This window comes from Polynucleobacter sp. 30F-ANTBAC, assembly GCF_018882385.1.
GTDB lineage: Bacteria > Pseudomonadota > Gammaproteobacteria > Burkholderiales > Burkholderiaceae > Polynucleobacter.
In genome coordinates this window covers 1,105,454-1,128,449 of record NZ_JACVON010000001.1, presented here as the reverse complement: position 1 = coordinate 1,128,449, position 22,996 = coordinate 1,105,454, and the positions used below count along the sequence as shown (strand labels likewise).

Below are 22,996 nucleotides of genomic sequence, written 5' to 3'. Positions count from 1 at the left end.
TACCTGCTTGGTCTATTAAGAGAGACTAGGCAGGTAGAATTTTCTCATTAGCAAAAAGACTCTCGATAGATTCGCGTTCACGAATTAAGTGAACTGTTGAACCATCCACCATCACTTCTGCTGCACGTCCTCGAGTGTTGTAATTGGAGCTCATGGTAAAGCCGTATGCGCCTGCAGAAAGAATGGCTAACTGATCACCTTGCGCAACTTTTAATGGTCGATCTCGACCCAGCCAGTCGCCTGATTCACATATAGGACCAACAATGTCATACGTTACTTCAGGCGATGCACTCTTATCATTGATTGAAACGATAGCATGATAAGCCTCGTACATCGCAGGACGCATCAAATCATTCATGGCCGCATCCACGATGCAAAAGTTTTTTGTTTCACCGGGTTTTAGATATTCAATGGTTGTTAATAGCAAACCAGCGTTACCAACTAATGAACGACCCGGTTCGAATAACACCTCTAAGTGACCGTAACCTTTGGCTTCAATATGGTTGAGAAGAGTGTTAGCAAAATCAGTAATTGCTGGCGGCGTTTCATTGGTATAACTAATGCCAAGTCCACCACCAATATCCAGGTGTCGAATTTTGATGCCAACACCATTTAAGGCTGTGATCAGGTGTAAGACACGATCTAAAGCATCCAAGTAGGGACTAATTTCTGTAATTTGTGAGCCAATGTGGCAGTCAATGCCAACAATTTCACAAAAGGGCATCTTCGCCGCAGCTTGGTAGGTGGCAATCACATCATCATAGGCAATACCAAACTTATTACCTTTTAAACCAGTAGAAATATAAGGATGAGTTTTTGGGTCAACATCCGGATTAACGCGAAGAGAAATGCGAGCTTTGATGCCCAAGCTTCCAGCAACCTCATTCAATCGAGTTAACTCAGGAATTGACTCCAAATTGAAACACTTCACGCCGGCCTGAAGGGCTGCAACCATTTCAGCCTTGCTTTTACCTACACCGGAAAACACGACTTTGTCTGGCGACCCTCCTGCAGCAAGAACTCTGGCGAGTTCACCTGCACTCACAATATCAAAACCAGCTCCTAATTTTGCAAATACATTCAAGATGGCTAGATTGCTATTAGCCTTCATGGCGTAATGCACGCGAGCACGTCTGTCTCCATTAGGTCTAAGGCAGGCAGCTTCATAAGCATTAAAAGCATCCGTCAGAGCTTTTCTGCTGTATACATAAGTGGGAGTGCCAAATTCTTGAGCGATGTTTGCTAATGAAACATCTTCAGCATGCCAGTTATTGTTTTTAATGGAAAAGCCATTTAATTGGGGAATAAGGCTCATTTAGCCTCCGTTGCTGCAGGCGGCCATTGCTTACCCATGGGTTCGGCTTTTTCCGGAGGGATCGGCAAATTGGGGATATTCGGGTGTGTCAGTGGCCCACGTATCCCGCATCCCAGCAGGGATATTGCTACACAAAGAAGCCAAGTCCTAGATACAATCAAACGCATATACATTAAGATTAAAAATGATCACTGACTATAGCATGGTCGATAAAGAAACTATGAACAATAATTCACCAATAGTAGAGGCTTTAACGGATTCTTCTTTTTATGTTGTTGCTGAGAAGACCCTTAAAGCGATAGAAATGTCGTTAGAAGAAGCATTTCAAGCAAGTGATTTGGATCTTGATATCTCTCGTCAGGGGGGTAATGTGGTCAATATTCAGTTCGAAGATAAAAGTGTCATTGTTGTAAACACCCAGGCCCCTTTGCAAGAAATTTGGGTTGCAGCAAAAGAAGGTGGCTTTCATTATCGTTGGGCAGGAACGCTAGAGACACCTTTATGGTTGGATACTAAAACCGGTGCTGAGCTTTTTTCCGAATTGAGTAGGTTAGCAAGTCAACAGGCTAAAACTACCCTAAAAGTAAGTTTCTAGATCAACCCCTTAAGTGAGGGGTTGATTGATTACTCAAGAATCGTTGCTCTTCCAAAGAATGGTAAAAATTCAGGAATTACCCAGTCACCATCTTGTTGGGTAACACCAGGAGGAGGCACTCTAGGGGACTCAGGAACGCCGTTAAGAGCAGTTTTCATATAGCGAGTCCAGATCGGTAGTGCTAAACCACCCCCTGTTTCACGGTCACCTAGGCTCTTCGGTTTATCAAAGCCTAGCCATGCAACTGCAACGACACTTGGGTGATAACCTGCAAACCAAGCATCCATTGATTCATTGGTTGTACCAGTCTTGCCGGCGATATCATTTCTTCCTAAAGCCGGGCGCGAACTGGCAGCAGTGCCTGTTTTGGTAACCTCTTGAAGCAAGCTATCCATCACAAAAGCAGTTCTTGCATCAAGTGCTCTAATTTGGCTTTCCCCAGCTTTTTGAGGTGAAGCTTCAAAAAGAACATGACCTTTAGCATCTAAAACTTTACTAATGAGATAGGGTTCAACACGGTAGCCGCCATTTGCAAAAACACCGTAACCGGTTGCTAATTGAAGCGGGGTAACAGAGCCTGCACCCAAAGACATAGTTAAATAAGGCGGGTGCTTTTCTGGTTCAAAACCAAATCTTTGAACATAGTCTTGCGTATAGCGGGCGCCAATTTTTCGGATAACACGCACAGAAACTAAATTTTTAGATTTCGCTAATGCCGTACGAATCGTCATGCGACCTTCAAACTTACCATCGTAGTTTTTAGGCTCCCACATCTGCCCGCCTGTTTCTAAACTGCTAATAGAAAGAGGAGCATCATTGGCAATCGTGTTGGGCATGATGCCTTTTTCAATGCCGGCCGCATATACAAATGGCTTAAATGAAGAGCCTGGTTGTCTTTGAGCTTGGGAGACGTGATTGTATTTATTTCTATTATGGTCAAATCCACCAACTAATGCTCGAATAGCCCCATCATGCGTATCTACAGCTACAAATGCTGCCTCAACCTGAGGCATTTGAGCAAGTATCCAGCGCCCCTCAAATGGCAACACGCGAATGATGGCGCCTGGTTTAATTTGTTGCTTTGGTTGCGCCTTGGGAGATAAGGCAATGCTCCCAAGCTTCAGGTCATCACCCTTAATTTTTATGGTGTCTCCTGTTGCAATGACCACACTTATTTCTTTGATATCAGCTTGGGTCACTACGCCCGCTAATAAATCATCGCTACTTGGGTGATCGCTGAGCGCATCATCAATTGCTCTTTGCCTTGGCACTTCATCAGGTGGCAAATTGATGTAGCCTTCCGGACCTCGGTATTTATGGCGTAGCTCATAGTCCATGATGCCTTTGCGAACTGCTGAATAGGCTGCATCTTGTTCGGCTCGTCGAATCGTTGTGATGACGGTCATCCCCTGTGTGTAGATGCTATCTCCATATTCGCTAATTAGAAGCTGACGCGCCATTTCTGCGACGTAATCGGCTTTTGTCACAAACTCTCTTCCAATGCCACGAACATGCAATGTTTCTGAAAGGGCTGATTGGTATTGGCTCTCGGTGATCATCTTGAGATCACGCATTCTTTGAAGAATATATTCCTGTCTAATTTTGGCGCGACGATAATTAACAACAGGGTTATATGCCGAAGGGGCCTTGGGTAGCCCTGCCAACATTGCCGCCTCAGCAATTGAAATTTGCCGAACATCCTTGCCGAAATAAATTTGGGCTGCACTAGCAAAACCATAAGATCTTTGGCCAAGATAAATTTGGTTCATGTAAAGCTCAAGAATATTTTCTTTAGATAAATTGGCTTCAATTTTCCAAGCTAATAAAACCTCATAAAGTTTTCTGCTGAACGATTTTTCATTGGTTAGGAAAAAGTTTCTAGCAACTTGCATCGTGATAGTGGAGGCGCCTTGAGCTAAGCTGCCACGAAGATTCGCTAGGGTCGCTCTGAGTACGCCCCAATAGTCAACGCCACCATGTTCATAAAAACGCTCATCTTCAATAGCAACAACAGCATTTTTAAGATAGCTTGGAATTTCATCAATAGACATGACGCTACGACGTTCTTCGCCAAACTCGCCGATCAATGCGTTATCGGCTGTATAAATTCGTAGAGGGACCTTAGGTTTGTAGTCCGTAATTGTGTCGAGATCTGGAAGATTCGGCTTAGCAATAATGAGTGCATAAGCAGCAACCAAGCCTACTAAGATCAATCCTGAGCTAGCAAGAAAAACACCCCATCGAATCAGAAATTGTTGCCAATTCCTGCTGGGATTTCTCGGCTTTTTCCCATTACCTAGCCTTGAGGGTGGTCGAACTGGGGTGCGTGTTGAACTCATGTTCTGATTATAGATAAAGCTGGGTTATTTAATTAAAAAAGCATGGTGGGGCTTTTACTTAGAAATCATCCTTTTCCTACAAAAAAATCAGAAATAGCTGATTTTTTGTAATTGTTAAAGAATTCAGAATAGCCAGATGTTTAAACGAAACCTAAGCTCTGATGCCTTTGATGCTGTCTCACTCGAAAAAAACGAAATGACCGCGCCATTAACTTCTTTATTGAAAGACCAAAATCCCGTATTGATTTATGGGGCGCTGTTCTTTAGCGCTGTGGTTCTTACGATCTCTTTCTTATTAGGGGCATTCTATTTTGAATTCAAAGCTCAAATTGAAAGGATGACTAGAAGTTACGAGCTTCTAGTCATCCAAACCAATTCAGTACAAGAAGAACTAAAAACTGAGGGGCTAAGAAAAACACATGACGAGTTGTCAGAGGTGGAGTCTTATCCACATATAGTTTACTGGGGAACAATTAAGGTCAAGGGTGTCACAAAAGCGTTGGTTGAAATCAATAACAGTCGCCAATTGGTTATGGTGGGGCAGTCAATAGATTCAAGCTGGCACATTGCAGAGATAGTGGATGACCATTTGATCAGTAAGTCCGAAGCTGGTGCCGTTGTCAAAGTTATGCGTGAGGAGTCTGGCTCATGATAAATAGAAGAAAAATGCTGGCTTGTCTTGTTGTAGGAGGGGTATATGCGAGCATTCCATTTTCGGTTCAATCCAAGTCTGAAACCGTTGGCGGTTCTTCTCAGTCAACGAAGACAGTGAGCTTAAATTTTCCCTCTATTGATGTGCGAGAGTTACTGCAAATGCTTGCTGATGCTCGAGATCTTAACTTAGTGCTCAGTGAAAAAGTGACTGGGCAGATGAGTATTCAAATGAAAGAGGCATCATGGCAGGCTGTATTTGATGCTGTTCTAGCCAGTAGGTCTTTAGGTCATCGATATGATCGAAATATCTTATGGGTAGCGCCTTATGAAGAAGTGGTTTCATTTGAGAAAAAGCAATTAGATCGCTCGCAGCAAGAAAATAAATCTCAACAAAATCAAACAGAGCTTCGCCAAATCATGATTGAGGCAAGAATTGTGGAGGCTGAAAGAAGGTTTGCAAGAAATCTGGGTGCCAAGTTGGCCTATCAATCCCAAACAGGGCACTTATCCGGAGGTCATTCTTTACCCGCAGCTGGTTTGCATGGGTTTGAGCCTGGTGTCGCGGCCATTAGTCTGCTAGGTAAGCAAGCTGGTCAGGCATTGCAAATTGAATTGTCTGCTTTGGAGTCAAGTGGCATGGGGAACATCATTTCAAATCCAAGAGTATTAGCTGCCGAGAATTCTCAAGCACTGATTGAGCAAGGTACAGAGTTGCCTTATCAATCATCCGCTGGGCAAGGGGCAACCAAGGTGCAGTTTAGGAAGGCTAATCTTAGATTAGAGGTGCGGCCTCGAATCCAAAAGAATCAGATGATTGTTTTAGATGTCGATATCAATAAAGATAGCGTGGGTCTTAAAACAGAGCAAGGATTTGCCATTGATACCAAGCATGTCAAAACTCAGGTATTGGTAGAGAGTGGTGGTACGGTGATTTTGGGTGGCATTTTCCAGGATATGGAAAGAAAAGATAAGGCTAGCACTCCTTTTTTAAGTGCTATTCCACTTATCGGGGCTTTATTTAGGCAAGAATCTAAAACTGTTGATAAAACAGAGTTATTAATTTTTTTAACACCAACCTTGGTTTCTGGTCAAAAGCCTCAGTAGAATCTCACTTGTGAATGCAATTGTTGAAAATATCTTCTTAGTCGGTTTAATGGGTGCGGGTAAAACAACCGTAGGTCGCCTTTTGGCTAAGAGATTGGGGCGCCGTTTTATAGACACGGATCATGAGATTGAGGCCCGTTGCGGTGTCAAGATACCAACCATTTTTGAAATGGAAGGTGAGGCTGGCTTTAGAAAGCGTGAAGCGCAAGTCATTGATGAGTTAACTCAAGAAAAGAATTTGGTTCTAGCCACCGGTGGTGGGGCTGTTCTCTTACCTGAAAACAGGGCTAACCTTCATAATCGCGGCATGGTTTTCTATTTGAGAGCCAATCCCCATGAGCTATGGTTGCGTACCAAAAATGATAAGGGGCGTCCATTGCTGAATCAGGGGGATGCAAGACTAACTTTAGAGAAGCTATATGAACAAAGAGACCCTCTCTATCAGGATGCTGCTCACCATACTATTGATACGGGTAAGCCCAGCGTTTCTCAGCTGGTCAATACATTAATAATGCAATTTGAATTGTCAAAATGAAAACACTTGAACTTGAGCTCGGTGAGCGCAGTTACCCAATCCACATTGGGTCACAATTAATTGATCAAGCCGATCTTTATAAGAAGCATCTCAAGGGTTCTTTTAGCGCTGTAGTGACTAATGAGACTGTTGCGCCACTTTACGCCGATAGGGTTGTAAAAACACTTGAGAGTCTGGGGCAAAAAGTTCGCTTGGTAGTGTTACCGGATGGTGAGGTTTATAAAACATGGGAAACCCTTCAAAAAATATTTGATGCTTTATTAGAGAGTGGCGCAGATAGAAAAAGCACTTTAGTGGCTTTGGGTGGTGGTGTAATTGGTGATATGACCGGTTTTGCTGCTGCGAGTTACATGCGTGGCATTCGTTTTATTCAAGTGCCAACCACTCTGCTATCGCAAGTTGATTCTTCCGTTGGTGGGAAAACAGGGATTAATCACCCGCTGGGTAAAAACATGATTGGTGCTTTTTACCAACCTCAAGCAGTTATTGCGGATCTTGATACCTTAAAAACATTACCGCCTAAAGAGTTGGCTGCCGGTTTGGCAGAGGTCATTAAACATGGCGCTATTGCTGATGCTGATTTCTTTTCATGGATGGAAAAAAATATTGAACCATTAAATGCTTGCGATCCAAAGGCTATGGAGCATGCTGTATTGAGATCCTGTGAAATCAAGTCTCAAGTTGTTGCTCTTGATGAAAAGGAAGGTGGCATCCGTGCTACGTTGAATTTTGGTCATACATTTGGTCATGCTATCGAGGCAGGAATGGGTTACGGCGAATGGTTGCATGGTGAGGCCGTTGGTTGTGGCATGGTCTTGGCTGCTGATCTATCCGTCCGTACGGGGCGCCTATTAGAAGTTGATCAGCAGAGAATTAAGAACTTGGTAGCCTCATTAAAACTACCTTCCATTCCGCCTAAATTCGGCGTGGCGCGTTATATGGAATTAATGAGTGTTGATAAAAAAGCAGAGGGTGGTGAGGTTCGTTACATCTTATTAGAAGGTATTGGCCAATCCACGATTAAAACGGTCGATGACAATTTAGTCATTCAAACCTTAGAAGCTACTGGGGCTGCTTAAATCTAATGAATTTGGCTAGCTATGCCGTTCAAGAAAACGCATCGATAGGTCGAGTTCATGCTGAGCCTATTGAGCCCACTCAATCTGGTAGAAGCCCTTTTCAAAGAGACCGCGATCGAATTATTCATTCGACAGCGTTTCGTCGACTTGAATATAAAACACAAGTTTTTCTAAATCATGAAGGCGATCATTTTCGTAATCGCTTGACCCACAGTCTTGAGGTCGCTCAGATTGGTCGTGCTGTTGCAAGGCGCTTAAAGTTGAATGAGGATTTGGTTGAAGCAATTTCTCTGGCACATGATTTAGGTCACACACCATTTGGCCATGCTGGGCAAGATGCACTCAATGAATGCATGAAACCCTACGGTGGTTTTGAACATAATTTACAGAGCTTATGGGTTGTTGATTTTTTAGAAGAGCGCTATGCCCGTTGGGATGGCTTGAATTTATCTTTTGAAACGCGCGAAGGGATCTTAAAGCACTGCTCTCATAAGAATGCGCAAGCCTTAGGTCTTTTAGGTGAAAGATTTATTCAAGGAACTCAACCGAGCCTAGAGGCCCAATTAGCTAATCTTGCAGATGAAATTGCCTATAACAACCATGATATTGATGATGGCATTCGTTCGGGTTTATTAACCATTGATCAAATGAGTGAAGTTGGTTTGTGGCGCGATCAAAAGGAAAAAGTTGAAAATGCATTTCCAGGTTTGAGCGACCGCAGGTTAGTCTATGAAGTTGTTCGCCATATCATTCATGTTTTGGTTGATGATTTAGTTAAAGAGACGCAAAGACGGATACAACTATTTAATCCTTTATCAGTTGATGATGTCAGGAAACAAAAACCATTGGTAGCGTTTTCAGATCACATGCGGGAGCAGGCAACAGAGATGAAGCGATTTTTATTTAAAAATTTATATCGCCATCCTCAAGTTAATGCGATGACAAAGAAAGCTAGTGAAATGATTGTTAGCCTTTTTCATCATTATGAAAAGCATCCCAAAGATTTACCAATTGATTTTCGCCCAAACGATGAGATATATCGCAGAATATCTCACTACATTGCCGGCATGACAGATCGGTATGCCAATAAAGAATTTCAGAAATTGGTCCCTTAATAGCTATGGCCAGACTACCTAGAATTGTTTTGGCAGGCTACCCCTTACACATTATGGTGAAGGGCCACAACGCTCAAGACATATTTTTTTCAGATGACGAAAGAAGGGCCTACTTAGAGTGGTTAAGAGATGCAGCAAGAGAGTATGAGTTAGCCATTCATTCTTTTGTTTTGATGCCCAGTCATATACATATTTTGGCCACCCCCAAAACACCTCTGAGCGCGTCCCGTGTGATGCAGTCAGTGAGTCGCCGTTATGCACAAATGTTTAATCACAATCATCAGCGAACAGGAACAGTTTGGGAGGGAAGATTTAAATCTTCATTGATTGAGCCCGAAGCTTATCTATTGCTTTGCCAGAAATATATTGAACAAAATCCAGTCAGGTCAGGGCTGGTACAAACGCCTGAAAAATGGCATTGGTCAAGTTATCGGCACCACGTGGGTGCTGAAACAATGCCTTGGATAGCCGATCATTCACTTTATTGGGGTTTGGGTAATACCCCTTTTGAGAGACAGCTCTCTTGGCAAAAGTTAATGAGTGAGCCATTAACTAATAATGATGTAATTAAAGTGAGTAATCACTTAAATTATGGTTGGCCTATGATGACAAGTTCTGGACATGAGAAGCTGGCGCTCAAGACAACCCGGCCTTTAGTGCCAAGACGAGCCGGTAGACCTAAAATCATCAAGCCCGTTATTTGAATTTTGCACCAACATTGGGAAATAAAAGACCAAAAAGATTAACTCTGTCCCTTATTTATAAGAAACGCAAAATGACCTTGAAATAATTGGTGACAGACACTAATTATTTTCTATTGCAAGGACGCGGGTATTCCCCTATAGTTACCCAAAACCCCGCTATTGGGGTGTTCCTGTCTCCACTAGGCGGCAGCATTTACTTACCGAAGGAATATTCCGTGACTAATTCAACTTCATTGCGCCCTGAAGCGCAAGGTCTCTATGACCCAGTTAATGAACACGACGCATGTGGCGTTGGTTTTGTAGCTCATATCAAGGGTCATAAAAGCCACGAGATCGTAACTCAGGGTCTAAAGATTCTTGAGAACATTGATCACCGTGGAGCGGTCGGTGCTGATCCTTTAATGGGTGACGGCGCGGGTATTTTGATTCAGATCCCTGATCAGTTTTACCGTGAAGAAATGGCTAAACAGGGGGTGGCATTGCCTCCATTCGGTGAGTACGGCGTTGGTATGGTTTTCATGCCAAAAGAAAGCGCTTCCAGATTAGCATGTGAGCAAGAGTTAGAAAGAACAGTACGCAATGAGGGACAAGTTGTATTGGGCTGGAGAGATGTACCCGTAGATGCTGATATGCCGATGTCGCCAACTGTGCGCAAAACAGAGCCAATTATTCGCCAAATTTTCATAGGCCGTGGCCGAGACATTATGACAACGGATGCGCTAGAGCGTAAGTTGTATGTGATTCGTAAAACAGGTAGCCACGCCATTCAAGCACTGCAGTTGCAACACGGTAAAGAGTATTTTGTTACCTCAATGTCAGCTAGAACCATTGTTTACAAAGGTCTATTGTTGGCTAACCAAGTGGGCGCCTATTACAAAGATTTAAAAGATTCACGAGTTGTTTCAGCCTTAGCGTTGGTTCATCAACGTTTCTCTACCAACACGTTCCCAGCATGGGAGTTAGCTCACCCATACCGCATGATTGCGCATAATGGTGAAATCAATACCGTTAAAGGTAACGTGAACTGGATCAATGCCCGCACAGGTGCCATTAGCTCTCCAGTATTGGGCGATGATCTACAAAAATTATGGCCGTTAATTTATCCAGGTCAATCAGACACGGCAAGCTTTGATAACTGTTTAGAGTTATTGGTGATGGCTGGTTATCCAATGGCACATGCCATGATGATGATGATCCCAGAAGCGTGGGAACAGCATACATTGATGGATGACAACCGCCGTGCTTTTTATGAATACCACGCCGCCATGATGGAACCGTGGGATGGTCCTGCAGCAATTGCATTTACAGATGGTAGACAAATTGGCGCGACATTGGATCGTAATGGTTTACGTCCAGCACGTTATTACGTCACAGATGATGACTTGGTCATCATGGCTTCAGAAGCGGGCGTCTTAACGTTCCCAGAAAACAAGATTGTTAAAAAGTGGCGCTTGCAGCCAGGCAAGATGTTCCTAATTGATATGGAGCAGGGTCGCATCATTGATGACGTTGAGTTAAAAGATGCCTTAGCAAAAGCCAAGCCATATAAGAGCTGGATTGATGCTGTTCGTATTAAATTGGATGAGATTGATGCAACGCAAGCCGACATCAATGATGATGCTGAAAAAATTCGTCCGGCAGCAAGTCTATTGGATCGTCAGCAAGCATTTGGCTACACCCAAGAAGACCTCAAGTTTTTGATGGCGCCAATGGCATCTTCAGGAGAAGAAGCGATCGGATCCATGGGTAATGACAGTCCATTGGCTGTTTTATCTAATAAGAACAAACCTCTCTATAACTACTTTAAGCAATTATTTGCTCAGGTAACTAATCCACCAATCGACCCAATCCGTGAAAACATGGTGATGTCATTGGTGTCATTTGTTGGGCCAAAGCCTAACTTATTAGATACGAACAACATCAATCCTCCAATGCGTTTAGAAGTATCGCAACCAGTTTTGGATTTTGATGATATCGCGAAGATTCGTCACATTGAGCACTACACCGGCGGCAAGTTCCGTTCCTATGAGTTAGATATTTGCTATCCATCTGCATGGGGTAAAGAAGGTGTGGAAGCTCGCTTGGCTTCTTTATGTGCAGAAGCTGTTGATGCTGTGAATTCAGGTTACAACATCATGATTATCAGTGACCGTCAGGTGGCCGCTGATCACGTAGCTATTCCAGCACTTTTGGCAACTTCAGCGATTCATCAACATTTGGTTGAAAAAGGTTTACGCACAAGCACTGGTTTAGTGGTTGAGACCGGTAGTGCGCGTGAAACACATCACTTTGCATTGTTAGCAGGTTATGGTGCTGAAGCAGTTCACCCGTACTTGGCAATGGAAACATTGGTGGATATGGCTAAGGGCTTGAAGGGTGATCTATCTGCTGACAAGGTAGTTAAGAACTTTACAAAAGCTGTTGGTAAAGGTTTACAAAAAGTCATGTCTAAGATGGGTATCTCAACTTACATGTCTTATACCGGTGCGCAGATTTTTGAAGCTATTGGTTTGAATAAAGAGTTGATTGATAAGTACTTCAAAGGTACAGCGTCAAACGTAGGTGGTATTGGTGTATTTGATGTCGCTGAAGAAGCGATCAAGATGCACAGCTTGGCCTTTGGTGCAGATCCCACATTAACAAATATGTTGGATGCTGGTGGTGAGTATGCATTCCGAGTTCGTGGTGAAGATCACATGTGGACACCTGATTCGATTGCTAAGCTTCAGCACTCCACACGTCAAGGTCCTGAAAAAGGCGGCTACCAAACATACAAAGAGTACGCGAACATCATCAATGACCAGACCAAGCGTCATATGACATTGCGTGGTTTGTTTGAGTTCAAGATTGATCCAAGTAAAGCTATTCCTTTGGATGAAGTTGAGTCTGCAAAAGAAATCGTTAAACGTTTTGCAACCGGTGCGATGTCATTGGGTTCGATTTCAACAGAGGCGCATGCAACTTTAGCTATTGCGATGAACCGTATTGGTGGCAAATCCAATACCGGTGAAGGTGGTGAAGATAACAAACGTTATCGCAACGAACTAAAAGGAATTCCTGTTAAGCAGGGTGAAACTCTTGCAAGTATTTTGGGTGATGATGTCATTGAAGCCAACATTCCATTGAGTGCAGGTGATTCATTACGCTCTAAGATCAAACAAGTGGCTTCAGGCCGATTTGGTGTCACTGCTGAATATTTAACTTCTGCAGATCAGATCCAAATCAAAATGGCGCAAGGTGCAAAGCCAGGCGAAGGCGGTCAACTGCCCGGTTCTAAAGTATCGGATTACATTGGTAAGTTACGTTACTCTGTACCAGGTGTAGGTTTGATTTCACCTCCTCCGCACCATGATATTTATTCCATTGAAGATTTAGCGCAGCTCATTCACGACTTGAAGAATGTGAATAGCAAAGCGGACATTTCAGTGAAGTTGGTGTCTGAAGTGGGTGTCGGTACTGTAGCAGCGGGTGTCGCAAAAGCTAAAGCAGATCACGTAGTGATTGCCGGACATGACGGCGGTACAGGTGCTTCACCGCTATCTTCAATTAAGCATGCTGGTAGCCCATGGGAATTAGGTTTAGCTGAAACACAGCAAACTTTAGTTTTGAATGGTTTACGCAGTCGTATTCGTGTTCAAGCAGATGGCCAAATGAAAACTGGTCGTGACGTGGTGATTGGCGCTCTATTGGGAGCTGATGAATTCGGTTTCGCAACAGCACCGCTCGTCGTTGAGGGTTGCATCATGATGCGTAAGTGTCACCTCAATACTTGCCCAGTGGGTGTGGCGACTCAAGATCCTGAGTTACGTAAAAAATTCTCAGGCAAGCCTGAGCACGTGGTGAACTTCTTCTTCTTTATCGCGGAAGAGGCTCGTGAGATTATGGCTCAGTTAGGTATTCGTAAGTTCGATGACTTAATTGGTCATACAGAATATTTAGATACTAAGAAGAGTATTGAGCATTGGAAAGCTCGCGGTTTAGATTTCACGAAGATTTTCCAGGCTCCAAATGTGGACGCTAGCGTGCCACGTTTGCAAGTTGAAACCCAGGATCATGGTTTATCAACGGCTCTTGATCATGTGTTGATCGAAAAATCAAAAGCGGCTTTAGAAAAAGGCGAGCGTGTATCTTTCATTCAGCCGATTAAGAACGTGAATCGTACGGCGGGCGCCATGTTGTCTGGTGAAGTGGCTAAGCGTTATGGTCACGAAGGATTGCCTGATGACACGATTCATATTCAACTAAACGGAACTGCTGGTCAAAGTTTTGCCGCTTTCTTGGCGCACGGTGTCACAGTTGATTTGGTTGGCGATGGTAACGACTATGTTGGTAAGGGATTATCAGGTGGTCGCGTGATCGTTCGTGCACCTCATGAGTTCCGTGGTCAAACATCACAAAACATCATCGTTGGTAATACAGTTCTTTACGGCGCTGTAGCTGGTGAAGCATTCTTCAACGGTGTTGCTGGTGAGCGTTTTGCAGTTCGTAATTCCGGTGCTATTGCAGTGGTTGAAGGCACTGGTGACCATGGATGCGAATACATGACAGGTGGCACAGTGGTTGCTCTTGGCTTAACAGGTAGAAACTTTGCTGCTGGTATGAGTGGCGGTATTGCTTACGTTTATGACGAAGATGGTTTATTTGGTAAACGTTGCAATACAAGTATGGCGACTCTTGAGTCAGTATTAACTTCTGCAGAGCAAGAAGCCAAATTACCAAAATCAGAGTGGCATGCGCCTGTTAATGTTAAAGAAGGTGGCGAGCGTCTAACGGACGAGGTTATCTTGAAGAACTTAATTGAGCGTCATTTCAAACACACAGGTTCAGAGCGTGCCAAAGAAATTTTGGCTGACTGGGAAAAGTCACGAGCACGTTTTGTCAAAGTATTCCCAACTGAATATAAGCGTGCTTTAGGCGAGCTCTGGGAGAAATCTCAAGCTACTAAAAAAGCAGCTTCTGTTTAAGTTAATTAGGTCAAGAGATAAAGGATTAGTGATGGGTAAGGTTACTGGATTCATGGAATACGAGCGCCTCAGTGAGCATTATGAGGAGCCTAAGAAACGCGTTAAGCATTACAAAGAATTTGTATTAGCGTTAACGGATGACGAAGCAAAAACTCAGGGTGCGCGCTGCATGGATTGCGGCATTCCATTTTGTAATAGCGGTTGCCCTGTTAACAACATCATCCCTGATTTCAATGATTTGGTTTATCAGCAGGATTGGAAGCAAGCGATTGATGTGTTGCACTCAACCAATAACTTCCCTGAATTCACGGGTCGTATTTGTCCAGCACCATGTGAGGCGGCATGTACATTAGGTATTCACGAGGCTCCAGTTGGTATTAAGTCTATTGAACATGCCATCATTGATAAAGCTTGGGCCAGTGATTGGGTGAAGCCACAGCCGCCGAAGCAAAAGACCGGTAAGAAGGTCGCCATTGTTGGCTCTGGTCCTGCAGGTATGGCAGCAGCACAGCAGTTAGCCCGTGCGGGTCATGATGTGACTTTGTACGAGAAAAATGATCGTGTAGGCGGTTTGCTTCGTTACGGTATCCCTGACTTCAAAATGGAGAAAGGTTTAATTGATCGTCGCGTTGAGCAAATGAAAGCCGAAGGCGTTAAATTTGAAACAGGTACTTTTGTTGGTAAAGAAGCGCTTGGTCAAGAGGTTAAGAATTATTCCAAAAAAGTAGTTTCTCCAGCGCAGCTTGAAAAAGACTTTGATGCGGTGATTATTACGGGTGGTGCAGAGCAGCCTCGTGATTTACCGGTTCCTGGTCGTGAATTATCTGGCATCCATTACGCATTAGAGTTTTTGATTCCACAAAACAAAGAAGTTGCTGGAGATAACAAAAATGAAATCCGTGCCGATGGTCAGCACGTGATTGTGATTGGTGGCGGTGATACAGGTTCAGATTGTGTGGGTACATCGAACCGCCATGGTGCCGCATCTATTTCTCAGTTTGAGTTATTGCCTCAACCACCAGCAGAAGAGAATAAGCCTTTGGTTTGGCCGTATTGGCCAACGAAATTGCGCACGTCTTCTTCTCATGATGAAGGTTGTGATCGTGATTGGTCGGTAGCAACGAAGCGCTTTGAAGGAAAAAATGGCAAAGTTGAAAAGCTGATCGGTGTCCGTCTAGAGTGGAAAGATGGCAAGATGCAAGAAATCGCTGGCAGTGAGTTTGAAATGAAAGCTGATTTGGTATTTTTAGCAATGGGCTTTGTTTCTCCTGCGCAACAAGTACTCGATGCATTTGGTGTAGAGAAGGATGCCCGTGGCAATGCCAAGGCAAATACCGAAGGTGAAAAAGCTTATTACACCAACGTTCCTAAAGTGTTTGCGGCTGGTGATATGCGTCGCGGACAATCTTTAGTCGTTTGGGCAATTCGTGAAGGTCGTCAATGTGCTCGTGCCGTTGATGAGTTCTTGATGGGAAGTAGCGTATTACCTCGTTAATCTTCTCCACTTCAGTTGATATTGATACACTGCCACTATGACCCAATTAGGAAGCATAGTGGCAGAGTCACATAAAAACATGGCAAGCACTCAATCAATCGTTTCGTTGAAGGGGGTTGATTTCTCCTATGCGCCGGGAGAAAGAACTATTCTTTCCGGTTTAAACATGGAGTTTCCTCGTGGCAAAGTAATTGCTGTCATGGGCGGGTCCGGTTGTGGCAAAACCACTGTGTTGAGACTCATTGGCGGTCAAGTGAATGCTCAAAAAGGCCAGGTTCTTTTTGAGGGTCAAGATGTGGGTCTCATGAATACGTCTCAGTTAATGAGTGTGCGCCGTCGTATGGGGATGCTATTTCAGTTTGGCGCTCTCTTTACAGACATGAGTGTTTTTGAAAACGTGGCCTTTCCATTGAGAGAGCACACCCCCATTAGTGAAGAAACCTTGCGCGATTTAGTTCTGATGAAATTAAATGCGGTGGGTTTGCGCGGTGCTCGCGATTTAATGCCCTCACAAATTTCCGGCGGTATGGCTAGGCGCGTTGCCTTGGCAAGAGCAATCGCTCTGGATCCGCCGTTGATTATGTACGATGAGCCATTTGCAGGTTTAGATCCTATCTCCTTAGGAATCACAGCCCGCTTAATTAAAAATATGAATGCGGCACTTGGCGCAACGAGTATTTTGGTAACGCACGACATTCCTGAAACATTTGAAATTGCAGATTATGTTTATTTCATTGCAAACGGTGGGATTGCTGCAGAGGGAACGCCGGATGACTTGAGAGCATCAGAAGATCCATTTGTTAAGCAATTTGTTTCTGCAGAGCCTGATGGTCCAGTACCTTTTCATTACCCTGGAAAAACTCTGGCGGAAGACTTTGGAGCCTCGGTATGAATGCTATTTTGAATACGTTAGGTGGCCTAGGTTCATTTGTCAGAGAAAACCTGTATGGCTTAGGTTATGCCACCAGGATGTTTTTGACGATTATGCGTCGTTCCGTATTTCTTCTGAAGCGACCTCGCTTGGTGACCGATCAAATTCATTTTGTTGGTAATTATTCATTTGTGATTATTGCGGTCTCAGGTTTATTTGTAGGCTTTGTACTGGGCTTGCAGGGCTACTACACCTTAAATAGATATGGATCTGAGCAAGCTTTAGGTCTATTGGTGGCACTTTCTTTAACTCGCGAATTAGGCCCGGTTGTCACAGCACTCTTATTTGCTGGTCGTGCAGGTACTTCTTTAACCGCAGAGATTGGATTAATGAAAGCCGGTGAGCAGTTAAGTGCTATGGAAATGATGGCGGTTGACCCATTAACAAGAGTGGTTGCTCCGAGATTATGGGCCGGCATTATTGCAATGCCTATTTTGGCTGCTATTTTTAGTGCGGTTGGCATTATGGGCGGGTATTTGGTTGGCGTTCCTCTGATTGGGGTGGATGAGGGGGCTTTCTGGGCTCAGATGCAAGCGGGTGTCGATGTTGCTCAAGATATCGGTAACGGTGTGATTAAAAGTATGGTTTTTGGTGTGGCGGTCACTTTCATAGCCCTTTTCCAAGGTTATGAAGCTAAGCCAACACCAGAGGGTGTTGCAAGAGCCACTACCAGAACCGTGGTGATTGCTTCCTTAGCGGTCTTAGCTTTAGATTTCTTATTAACTGCAGTGATGTTCTCAAGCTGATAAAGTCTTATAAAATTTAGAAAAATATGAAAAAACAATCATTAGACATTTGGGTAGGGTTATTTGTTGCTCTAGGGCTTTTAGCTTTGCTATTTTTGGCGCTAAAAGCGGGCAATATGAGTGCATTTACGTTTGAGCCTACTTATCAAGTAAGTGCCAAGTTTGACAACATTGGCGGCTTAAAGCCAAGAGCTCCTGTTAAAAGTGCGGGTGTCGTAGTAGGTCGAGTGGCTGAAATTCGTTTTGATGATCAAAGCTATCAAGCAACCGTCGTGATGAATTTTGAAACGCGCTATCAGTTCCCTAAAGATAGCTCTGCAAAAATTTTGACATCCGGATTATTGGGTGAGCAATATATTGGTATTGAAGCTGGTGGAGATGAAGCAATGATCAGTCAAGGTGGCAAATTAGTTCAAACACAGTCAGCAATTGTTTTAGAAAACTTAATTAGTCAATTTTTGTACAACAAAGCATCAGACTCAGCGCCTGCGGACAAGAAATAATTTATAAAGCATTAGTTATTTCAATCATATTTAATAAGATAAAAGAATAAACAACATCATGGGTCGACTAAGTCATCAGTTAAGTCATCAGTTTTTAAAAAGTATTTTAATGGCGTGTGTTCTTGCCTTAACTGCATGCGCGTCGATTCAGCAAACAGAACGTGTTGCGCAAATTGATCCATTTGAGCGAGTTAACCGCGCTGTTTTTTCTTTTAATGAAACAGCGGATCAGTATGTTATTAAGCCAATAGCTGAAGGGTATCAGTTTATTCTGCCTGAGTTTGTAAGAACAGGCGTGACTAACTTCTTTAGCAATATTAATGACGTACTCATTGCTGCTAATAATTTATTGCAAGGTAAGCCAGGTAATGCGGCAAGTGATATCGGCCGTTTCTTTGTTAACTCCACCATTGGTGTTTTGGGTTTATTTGATGTGGCCACCGATATGGGCTTAGATAAAAATCGCGAGGATTTTGGTCAAACTCTGGGTGTGTGGGGTATTGGTGATGGTCCTTATGTGGTTTTACCTTTCTTTGGCCCTAGTAACGTGAGAGATACCGTTGGTTTTGTGGTTGATGTGGAAACAGATTTCATGATCAATACAAACAAGTTAAATTCCGATGAAAAAATTGCGATCAACGGCTTAAGAATTATTAATCGTCGCGCTGATTTATTGGATGCGGGTCAATTGTTGGAAGATGCAGCTTTTGATAAATATAGCTTTTTGAGAGATGGTTACTTGCAGCGTCGTCGCAGTCAGATTTACGATGGTGAGCCGCCACCACTCAAAGAAGAATAATTTTCATATTTACATTACAAAAGACAAATTAATATATGCGTTCATTATTAAATAAAATTATTTTTTCAATACAAGCACTATTTCTAGTATTGGTGATGGGGGGCGCTCAAGCGCAAGACGTGAAGGCAGTTGCATCTACACCCGATGGCTTAGTGAAGTTTGTGGTTGATGATGTCATGACAACCATTAAAAATGACAAAGCCATTCAGTCAGGTGATTTAAGAAAAATCAACGCGCTAGTGGATCAAAAGATTTTGCCTTATAGCGATTTTCAAAAAACAACCCGAATGTCAATGGGTCGGAATTGGTCTAAAGCTAGCCCTGCTCAGCAGGCACAGATTACGCAAGAATTTAAAGTACTTTTAATTCGTATTTACGGTGGAGCATTGGCTCAAGTTAAAGATCAAAAAGTTCAATACAAACCCTTTAGAGGCTCGGCTGATGATACGGATGTAGTCGTTCGAACTGCGGTTGTTGGTAAGGGCGAGCCGATCCAGTTGGATTACCGTTTGGAAAAAGGTGCTACTGGTTGGAAGGTCTACGATATCAATATCCTAGGGGCCTGGTTGGTTGAGTCTTATAGAAATCAATTTAATGATCAAGTGAGTAAGGGTGGTATTGAAGGTTTGATTAAATTTCTTCAAGACCGCAATACTGCTTTATCAACCAACAAATAAAGCATGACCGTAATGAGCCAAATCTATCAATTGCCAGCAATCATTTCACATGAGAATGTTGAAGATGTTTTATTGGCTATTGAAAAAATTCTAAAGGCATTACCTTCTAGTGACTCCTTAACAATAAATTGCCAAGAGTTGAAGTCGTTTGACTCTACTGCATTAAGTTTGATCTTATCTATCAAGCGCAGAGCTGAAAAATCATCAGTCGCTATTCATTTGAATAATGTTCCTGAAAAGCTGGCTAGCTTGGCTAAAGTTTATGACTTAGCAGATATTGTTTTGTCATGAGTGCTATTGCGTTTGAAGACCTTAGTAAAAACTACGGTTCACTGAAGGCACTTGACCACATTAATTTAGAAATTCAAGAAGGTGAATTTTTTGGTTTGTTAGGCCCAAACGGTGCTGGCAAAACAACCTTGATATCTATTTTGGCGGGACTGTGTCGTCCAAGTTCAGGTCATGCTCGAGTCATGGGGCATGATGTTCAAGCTGATTTTAGGATGGCAAGACGTCTTTTAGGCATCGTGCCACAAGAGTTGGTTTTTGATCCATTCTTTAATGTTCGTGAAACTTTAGAATTTCAGTCGGGCTATTTTGGGATTAAGAATAATGCTGATTGGATTGATGAAATCATGCATCACTTAGGCCTTACTGATAAGGCCAATCAAAATATGCGCGCCTTGTCGGGTGGTATGAAGCGACGTGTATTGGTTGCTCAAGCATTAGTCCACCGCCCACCTGTGATTGTGTTGGATGAGCCAACTGCGGGCGTCGATGTGGAACTGCGTCAGTCCTTATGGAAGTTTGTAAGTCGCTTAAATCAAGAGGGGCACACAATAGTTCTAACCACTCATTACCTTGAAGAGGCTGAGCAGTTATGTGGGCGGATTGCCATGCTTAAGAAAGGGCAAATTGTTGCTCTAGATACAACAGCCAATTTATTGGGCCGGGTTAAGAATAAAGATACTCGTGATGGCGATCTTGAAGATGTCTTTATGCAAATCATGAATGAGGAGAGCGCATCGTGATTCCTCAGACTTCATTTACCTCTAATCACAATGCAACCAGTGGTTTTTTCGCTCTTTTTTATAAAGAAGTTAAACGCTTTTGGCGAGTGAGTTTTCAGACGGTCGCTGCACCTGTTTTAACCGCCATTTTGTACCTCATGATTTTTGGCCATGTCCTGGAAGATCATGTCAAAGTTTATGGGGCGATCAACTACACGTCATTTTTAATTCCAGGTTTAGTGATGATGAGTCTTTTGCAGAATTCTTTTGCGAATACCTCCTCGTCAATTATTCAATCAAAAATTACCGGCAATTTAATTTTTGTTTTATTAGCACCTTTGTCACACTTTGAGTTTTTCGCTGCTTATGTTCTAGCGGCAATGGTTCGTGGTTTAGTGGTGGGGTTGGGTGTTTTATTGGCAACTTGCTGGTTTACTGATATTCATTTTGAATACCCTCTATGGATCGTTACTTTTGGTTTACTTAGTTCTGCGGTGCTGGGTGCATTAGGTTTAATTGGCGGTATTTGGGCTGAAAAGTTTGATCAATTAGCGGCCTTCCAAAACTTTTTTATCATGCCAGCAACCATGTTGTCAGGTGTGTTTTATTCGATCCATACCTTGCCTGCAGTGTGGCAGACCATTTCTCATTTCAACCCATTTTTTTATATGATTGATGGATTTAGATTTGGTTTTTTTGGCGCATCGGATGTTTCGCCTTGGATGAGTCTCATAATCATTGGCGCTTTTTTAGTTATTGTTGGGCTGATTGCTTTGCGCATGCTAGCATCGGGCTATAAATTACGTCATTAATCAACTAAGTGAGTCAAGATGCTACCGACCCCTGAGCTAGTTAAATCTTATATCGAGCAAGGCATTACATGCCAGTTCATTACTGTTGAAGGTGATGGACAACATTTTTTTGCGACGATTGTTAGCGATGAGTTCGCGGGTTTGAGATTGGTGCAGCGCCATCAAAAAGTTTATGCGGCTTTGGGTGACCGGATGAAAGCCGAGATTCATGCTTTATCCTTTAAAGCATTGACGCCTGCAGAACATCAAGCGCAATAAGATTCATCGCAATTAGTAAAACTGGTGGGAGAATGAGCTGCCACCCCTTTAAGAAAGTTTTTGAGATCAACAGTGGAAAAGTTAGCTATTCAAGGTGGGCAGCCATTAAAAGGTGAAATTATCATCACCGGTGCTAAAAATGCAGCATTACCAATTCTATGTGCAGCACTTTTGAGTTCTGAGCCTATTACCCTACGTAATTTGCCTGATCTTCAAGATGTCAGAACGATTTTGAAAATTTTGGCTCAAATGGGTTTGAAGGTGACTTTCCCAAATCCTGAAGATCGCTCCGTGGTTGTTTTGGATGGGGCTGATATTCATACGCCAGAGGCTTCATACGATCTAGTTAAAACAATGCGTGCCTCTATTTTGGTATTAGGCCCGTTACTCGCTCGCTTTGGTCGCGCGAAAGTTTCTTTACCAGGTGGTTGCGCAATCGGTGCACGCCCAGTTGATCAGCACATCAAAGGTCTTAAAGCTATGGGAGCTGAGATTCGTATTGAGCATGGTTATATTGAGGCGAAATTTGGTAAAAATCCAAACGCCTTAACCGGCGCCAAAATATTGACAGACATGATTACTGTCACCGGTACTGAGAATCTCTTAATGGCTGCCGTTTTAGCTGAGGGTGAAACGATTTTAGAAAATGCAGCTCGTGAGCCAGAGGTAACTGATTTGGCTGAGTTGCTGATTAAGATGGGTGCCAAGATTAGCGGTTTAGGTACGGATCGTTTGATCATTCAGGGGGTTAAAAAACTCCATGCTGCTGAGCACAGCATTATTCCGGACCGTATTGAAACAGGTACTTTCTTATGCGCAGCTGGGGCAATGGGTGAGCTGGGCGCAGATTTAATGATTAAAAACGCCCGCCCCGATACCTTGGATGTGGTGATTGATAAGTTACGTGAAGCAGGACTTCAGATTGAGGTTGGTCCTGATTGGATCCATGTCAAGATGAATCAGCGCCCGAAAGCGGTCAGTTTTAAAACATCTGAGTACCCGGCATTTCCAACAGATATGCAGGCGCAGTTTATGGCTATGAATGCGATAGCGCAAGGCACTTCCCGTGTGACGGAAACTATTTTTGAAAATCGTTTCATGCATGTGCAAGAGTTGAATCGCTTGGGCGCTAATATTGTGATTGAGGGTCATACTGCCACCACCGAGGGTGTGGGTACGTTGTCTGGTGCCATTGTGATGGCAACCGACTTGCGAGCTTCAGCTAGTTTAGTGATTGCTGGGTTGGCCGCAAAAGGTGAAACGATCGTTGATCGAATTTATCATTTGGACCGAGGTTACGACCGTATGGAACGGAAATTAGCAGCAGTAGGCGCAAATATTGCGCGCGTGAAATAATAGAG

The 22,996-nt window shown here is 43.3% G+C and carries 22 protein-coding genes; 19 read left to right on the top strand and 3 right to left on the bottom strand.

The features are described from left to right. Positions 1 to 25: 25 nt before the first annotated feature. Positions 26 to 1,315, bottom strand: coding sequence for a diaminopimelate decarboxylase (gene lysA, locus ICN28_RS05350; RefSeq protein ID WP_216286733.1), 1,290 nt, complete (start codon positions 1,313 to 1,315; stop codon positions 26 to 28). Continuing rightward, positions 1,312 to 1,482: a lipoprotein gene (locus tag ICN28_RS09505; RefSeq protein WP_255536125.1), complete on the bottom strand. Its 171-nt coding sequence runs from the start codon at positions 1,480 to 1,482 to the stop codon at positions 1,312 to 1,314. The genes lysA and ICN28_RS09505 overlap by 4 nt, the downstream gene beginning before the upstream one ends. Before the next feature lie 53 nt (positions 1,483 to 1,535). Here ICN28_RS09505 and cyaY point away from each other — a divergent pair, with 53 nt between their 5' ends. Further along, the gene (gene cyaY / locus ICN28_RS05345; RefSeq protein ID WP_216286933.1) at positions 1,536 to 1,910 is read left to right on the top strand and encodes an iron donor protein CyaY; all 375 of its coding nucleotides are present in this window, start codon (positions 1,536 to 1,538) and stop codon (positions 1,908 to 1,910) included. 29 nt (positions 1,911 to 1,939) lie between these two features. Here the strand turns inward: cyaY and ICN28_RS05340 are convergent, their stop codons facing one another. Then, entirely contained in the window at positions 1,940 to 4,249 is a 2,310-nt protein-coding gene (locus ICN28_RS05340; protein WP_216286731.1) for a penicillin-binding protein 1A, read from the bottom strand. Between the two features lie 196 nt (positions 4,250 to 4,445). Between ICN28_RS05340 and ICN28_RS05335 the strand changes: the two genes are divergently transcribed. From ICN28_RS05335 to murA, 18 genes are all read left to right on the top strand, one after another. Further along, positions 4,446 to 4,901 (top strand): hypothetical protein, encoded by a 456-nt coding sequence (locus tag ICN28_RS05335; RefSeq protein ID WP_216286729.1) that lies wholly within the window; start codon positions 4,446 to 4,448, stop codon positions 4,899 to 4,901. Then, positions 4,898 to 6,007, top strand: a complete 1,110-nt coding sequence (locus tag ICN28_RS05330) for a type II and III secretion system protein (protein WP_216286728.1) — start codon at positions 4,898 to 4,900, stop codon at positions 6,005 to 6,007. The genes ICN28_RS05335 and ICN28_RS05330 overlap by 4 nt, the downstream gene beginning before the upstream one ends. Before the next feature lie 10 nt (positions 6,008 to 6,017). Beyond that, entirely contained in the window at positions 6,018 to 6,542 is a 525-nt protein-coding gene (locus tag ICN28_RS05325) for a shikimate kinase (RefSeq protein WP_370626447.1), read from the top strand. Continuing rightward, the gene (gene aroB, locus ICN28_RS05320) at positions 6,539 to 7,621 is read left to right on the top strand and encodes a 3-dehydroquinate synthase (RefSeq protein ID WP_216286727.1); all 1,083 of its coding nucleotides are present in this window, start codon (positions 6,539 to 6,541) and stop codon (positions 7,619 to 7,621) included. The genes ICN28_RS05325 and aroB overlap by 4 nt, the downstream gene beginning before the upstream one ends. A 5-nt stretch (positions 7,622 to 7,626) precedes the next feature. Continuing rightward, the gene (locus ICN28_RS05315) at positions 7,627 to 8,736 is read left to right on the top strand and encodes a deoxyguanosinetriphosphate triphosphohydrolase (protein WP_216286726.1); all 1,110 of its coding nucleotides are present in this window, start codon (positions 7,627 to 7,629) and stop codon (positions 8,734 to 8,736) included. Positions 8,737 to 8,741: 5 nt separating this feature from the next. Further along, complete coding sequence (locus ICN28_RS05310) at positions 8,742 to 9,440, top strand: transposase (protein ID WP_216286725.1); 699 nt, start codon at positions 8,742 to 8,744, stop codon at positions 9,438 to 9,440. A gap of 215 nt (positions 9,441 to 9,655) precedes the next feature. Beyond that, positions 9,656 to 14,404 (top strand): glutamate synthase-related protein, encoded by a 4,749-nt coding sequence (locus ICN28_RS05305; protein WP_370626445.1) that lies wholly within the window; start codon positions 9,656 to 9,658, stop codon positions 14,402 to 14,404. Between the two features lie 31 nt (positions 14,405 to 14,435). Next, positions 14,436 to 15,899 carry a glutamate synthase subunit beta gene (locus tag ICN28_RS05300; RefSeq protein WP_216286724.1) on the top strand — a complete coding sequence of 488 codons (1,464 nt, stop codon included), beginning with the start codon at positions 14,436 to 14,438 and terminating at the stop codon, positions 15,897 to 15,899. A 79-nt stretch (positions 15,900 to 15,978) separates the two neighbouring features. After that, on the top strand, positions 15,979 to 16,791 hold the full coding sequence (locus ICN28_RS05295; protein WP_216286928.1) for an ABC transporter ATP-binding protein: 813 nt from the start codon (positions 15,979 to 15,981) through the stop codon (positions 16,789 to 16,791). Then, a complete protein-coding gene (mlaE, locus tag ICN28_RS05290) occupies positions 16,788 to 17,576 on the top strand; it encodes a lipid asymmetry maintenance ABC transporter permease subunit MlaE (protein WP_216286723.1) in 789 nt (262 codons plus the stop codon). Before ICN28_RS05295 ends, mlaE begins: the two co-directional genes overlap by 4 nt. A gap of 26 nt (positions 17,577 to 17,602) precedes the next feature. Beyond that, positions 17,603 to 18,079, top strand: a complete 477-nt coding sequence (mlaD, locus tag ICN28_RS05285; RefSeq protein ID WP_216286722.1) for an outer membrane lipid asymmetry maintenance protein MlaD — start codon at positions 17,603 to 17,605, stop codon at positions 18,077 to 18,079. 58 nt (positions 18,080 to 18,137) lie between these two features. Then, positions 18,138 to 18,878, top strand: coding sequence for a VacJ family lipoprotein (locus ICN28_RS05280; protein WP_216286720.1), 741 nt, complete (start codon positions 18,138 to 18,140; stop codon positions 18,876 to 18,878). A 35-nt stretch (positions 18,879 to 18,913) separates the two neighbouring features. Further along, a complete protein-coding gene (locus ICN28_RS05275; protein ID WP_216286718.1) occupies positions 18,914 to 19,555 on the top strand; it encodes an ABC transporter substrate-binding protein in 642 nt (213 codons plus the stop codon). Between the two features lie 12 nt (positions 19,556 to 19,567). Continuing rightward, positions 19,568 to 19,846: a lipid asymmetry maintenance protein MlaB gene (locus tag ICN28_RS05270; protein ID WP_216286716.1), complete on the top strand. Its 279-nt coding sequence runs from the start codon at positions 19,568 to 19,570 to the stop codon at positions 19,844 to 19,846. Further along, on the top strand, positions 19,843 to 20,586 hold the full coding sequence (locus ICN28_RS05265) for an ABC transporter ATP-binding protein (protein ID WP_216286714.1): 744 nt from the start codon (positions 19,843 to 19,845) through the stop codon (positions 20,584 to 20,586). The genes ICN28_RS05270 and ICN28_RS05265 overlap by 4 nt, the downstream gene beginning before the upstream one ends. Further along, entirely contained in the window at positions 20,583 to 21,377 is a 795-nt protein-coding gene (locus tag ICN28_RS05260; RefSeq protein ID WP_370626444.1) for an ABC transporter permease, read from the top strand. Before ICN28_RS05265 ends, ICN28_RS05260 begins: the two co-directional genes overlap by 4 nt. Before the next feature lie 18 nt (positions 21,378 to 21,395). Then, positions 21,396 to 21,635, top strand: a complete 240-nt coding sequence (locus ICN28_RS05255; RefSeq protein ID WP_216286712.1) for a BolA family protein — start codon at positions 21,396 to 21,398, stop codon at positions 21,633 to 21,635. A gap of 72 nt (positions 21,636 to 21,707) precedes the next feature. Further along, positions 21,708 to 22,991, top strand: a complete 1,284-nt coding sequence (gene murA / locus ICN28_RS05250) for a UDP-N-acetylglucosamine 1-carboxyvinyltransferase (protein WP_216286924.1) — start codon at positions 21,708 to 21,710, stop codon at positions 22,989 to 22,991. Positions 22,992 to 22,996: the final 5 nt, after the last annotated feature.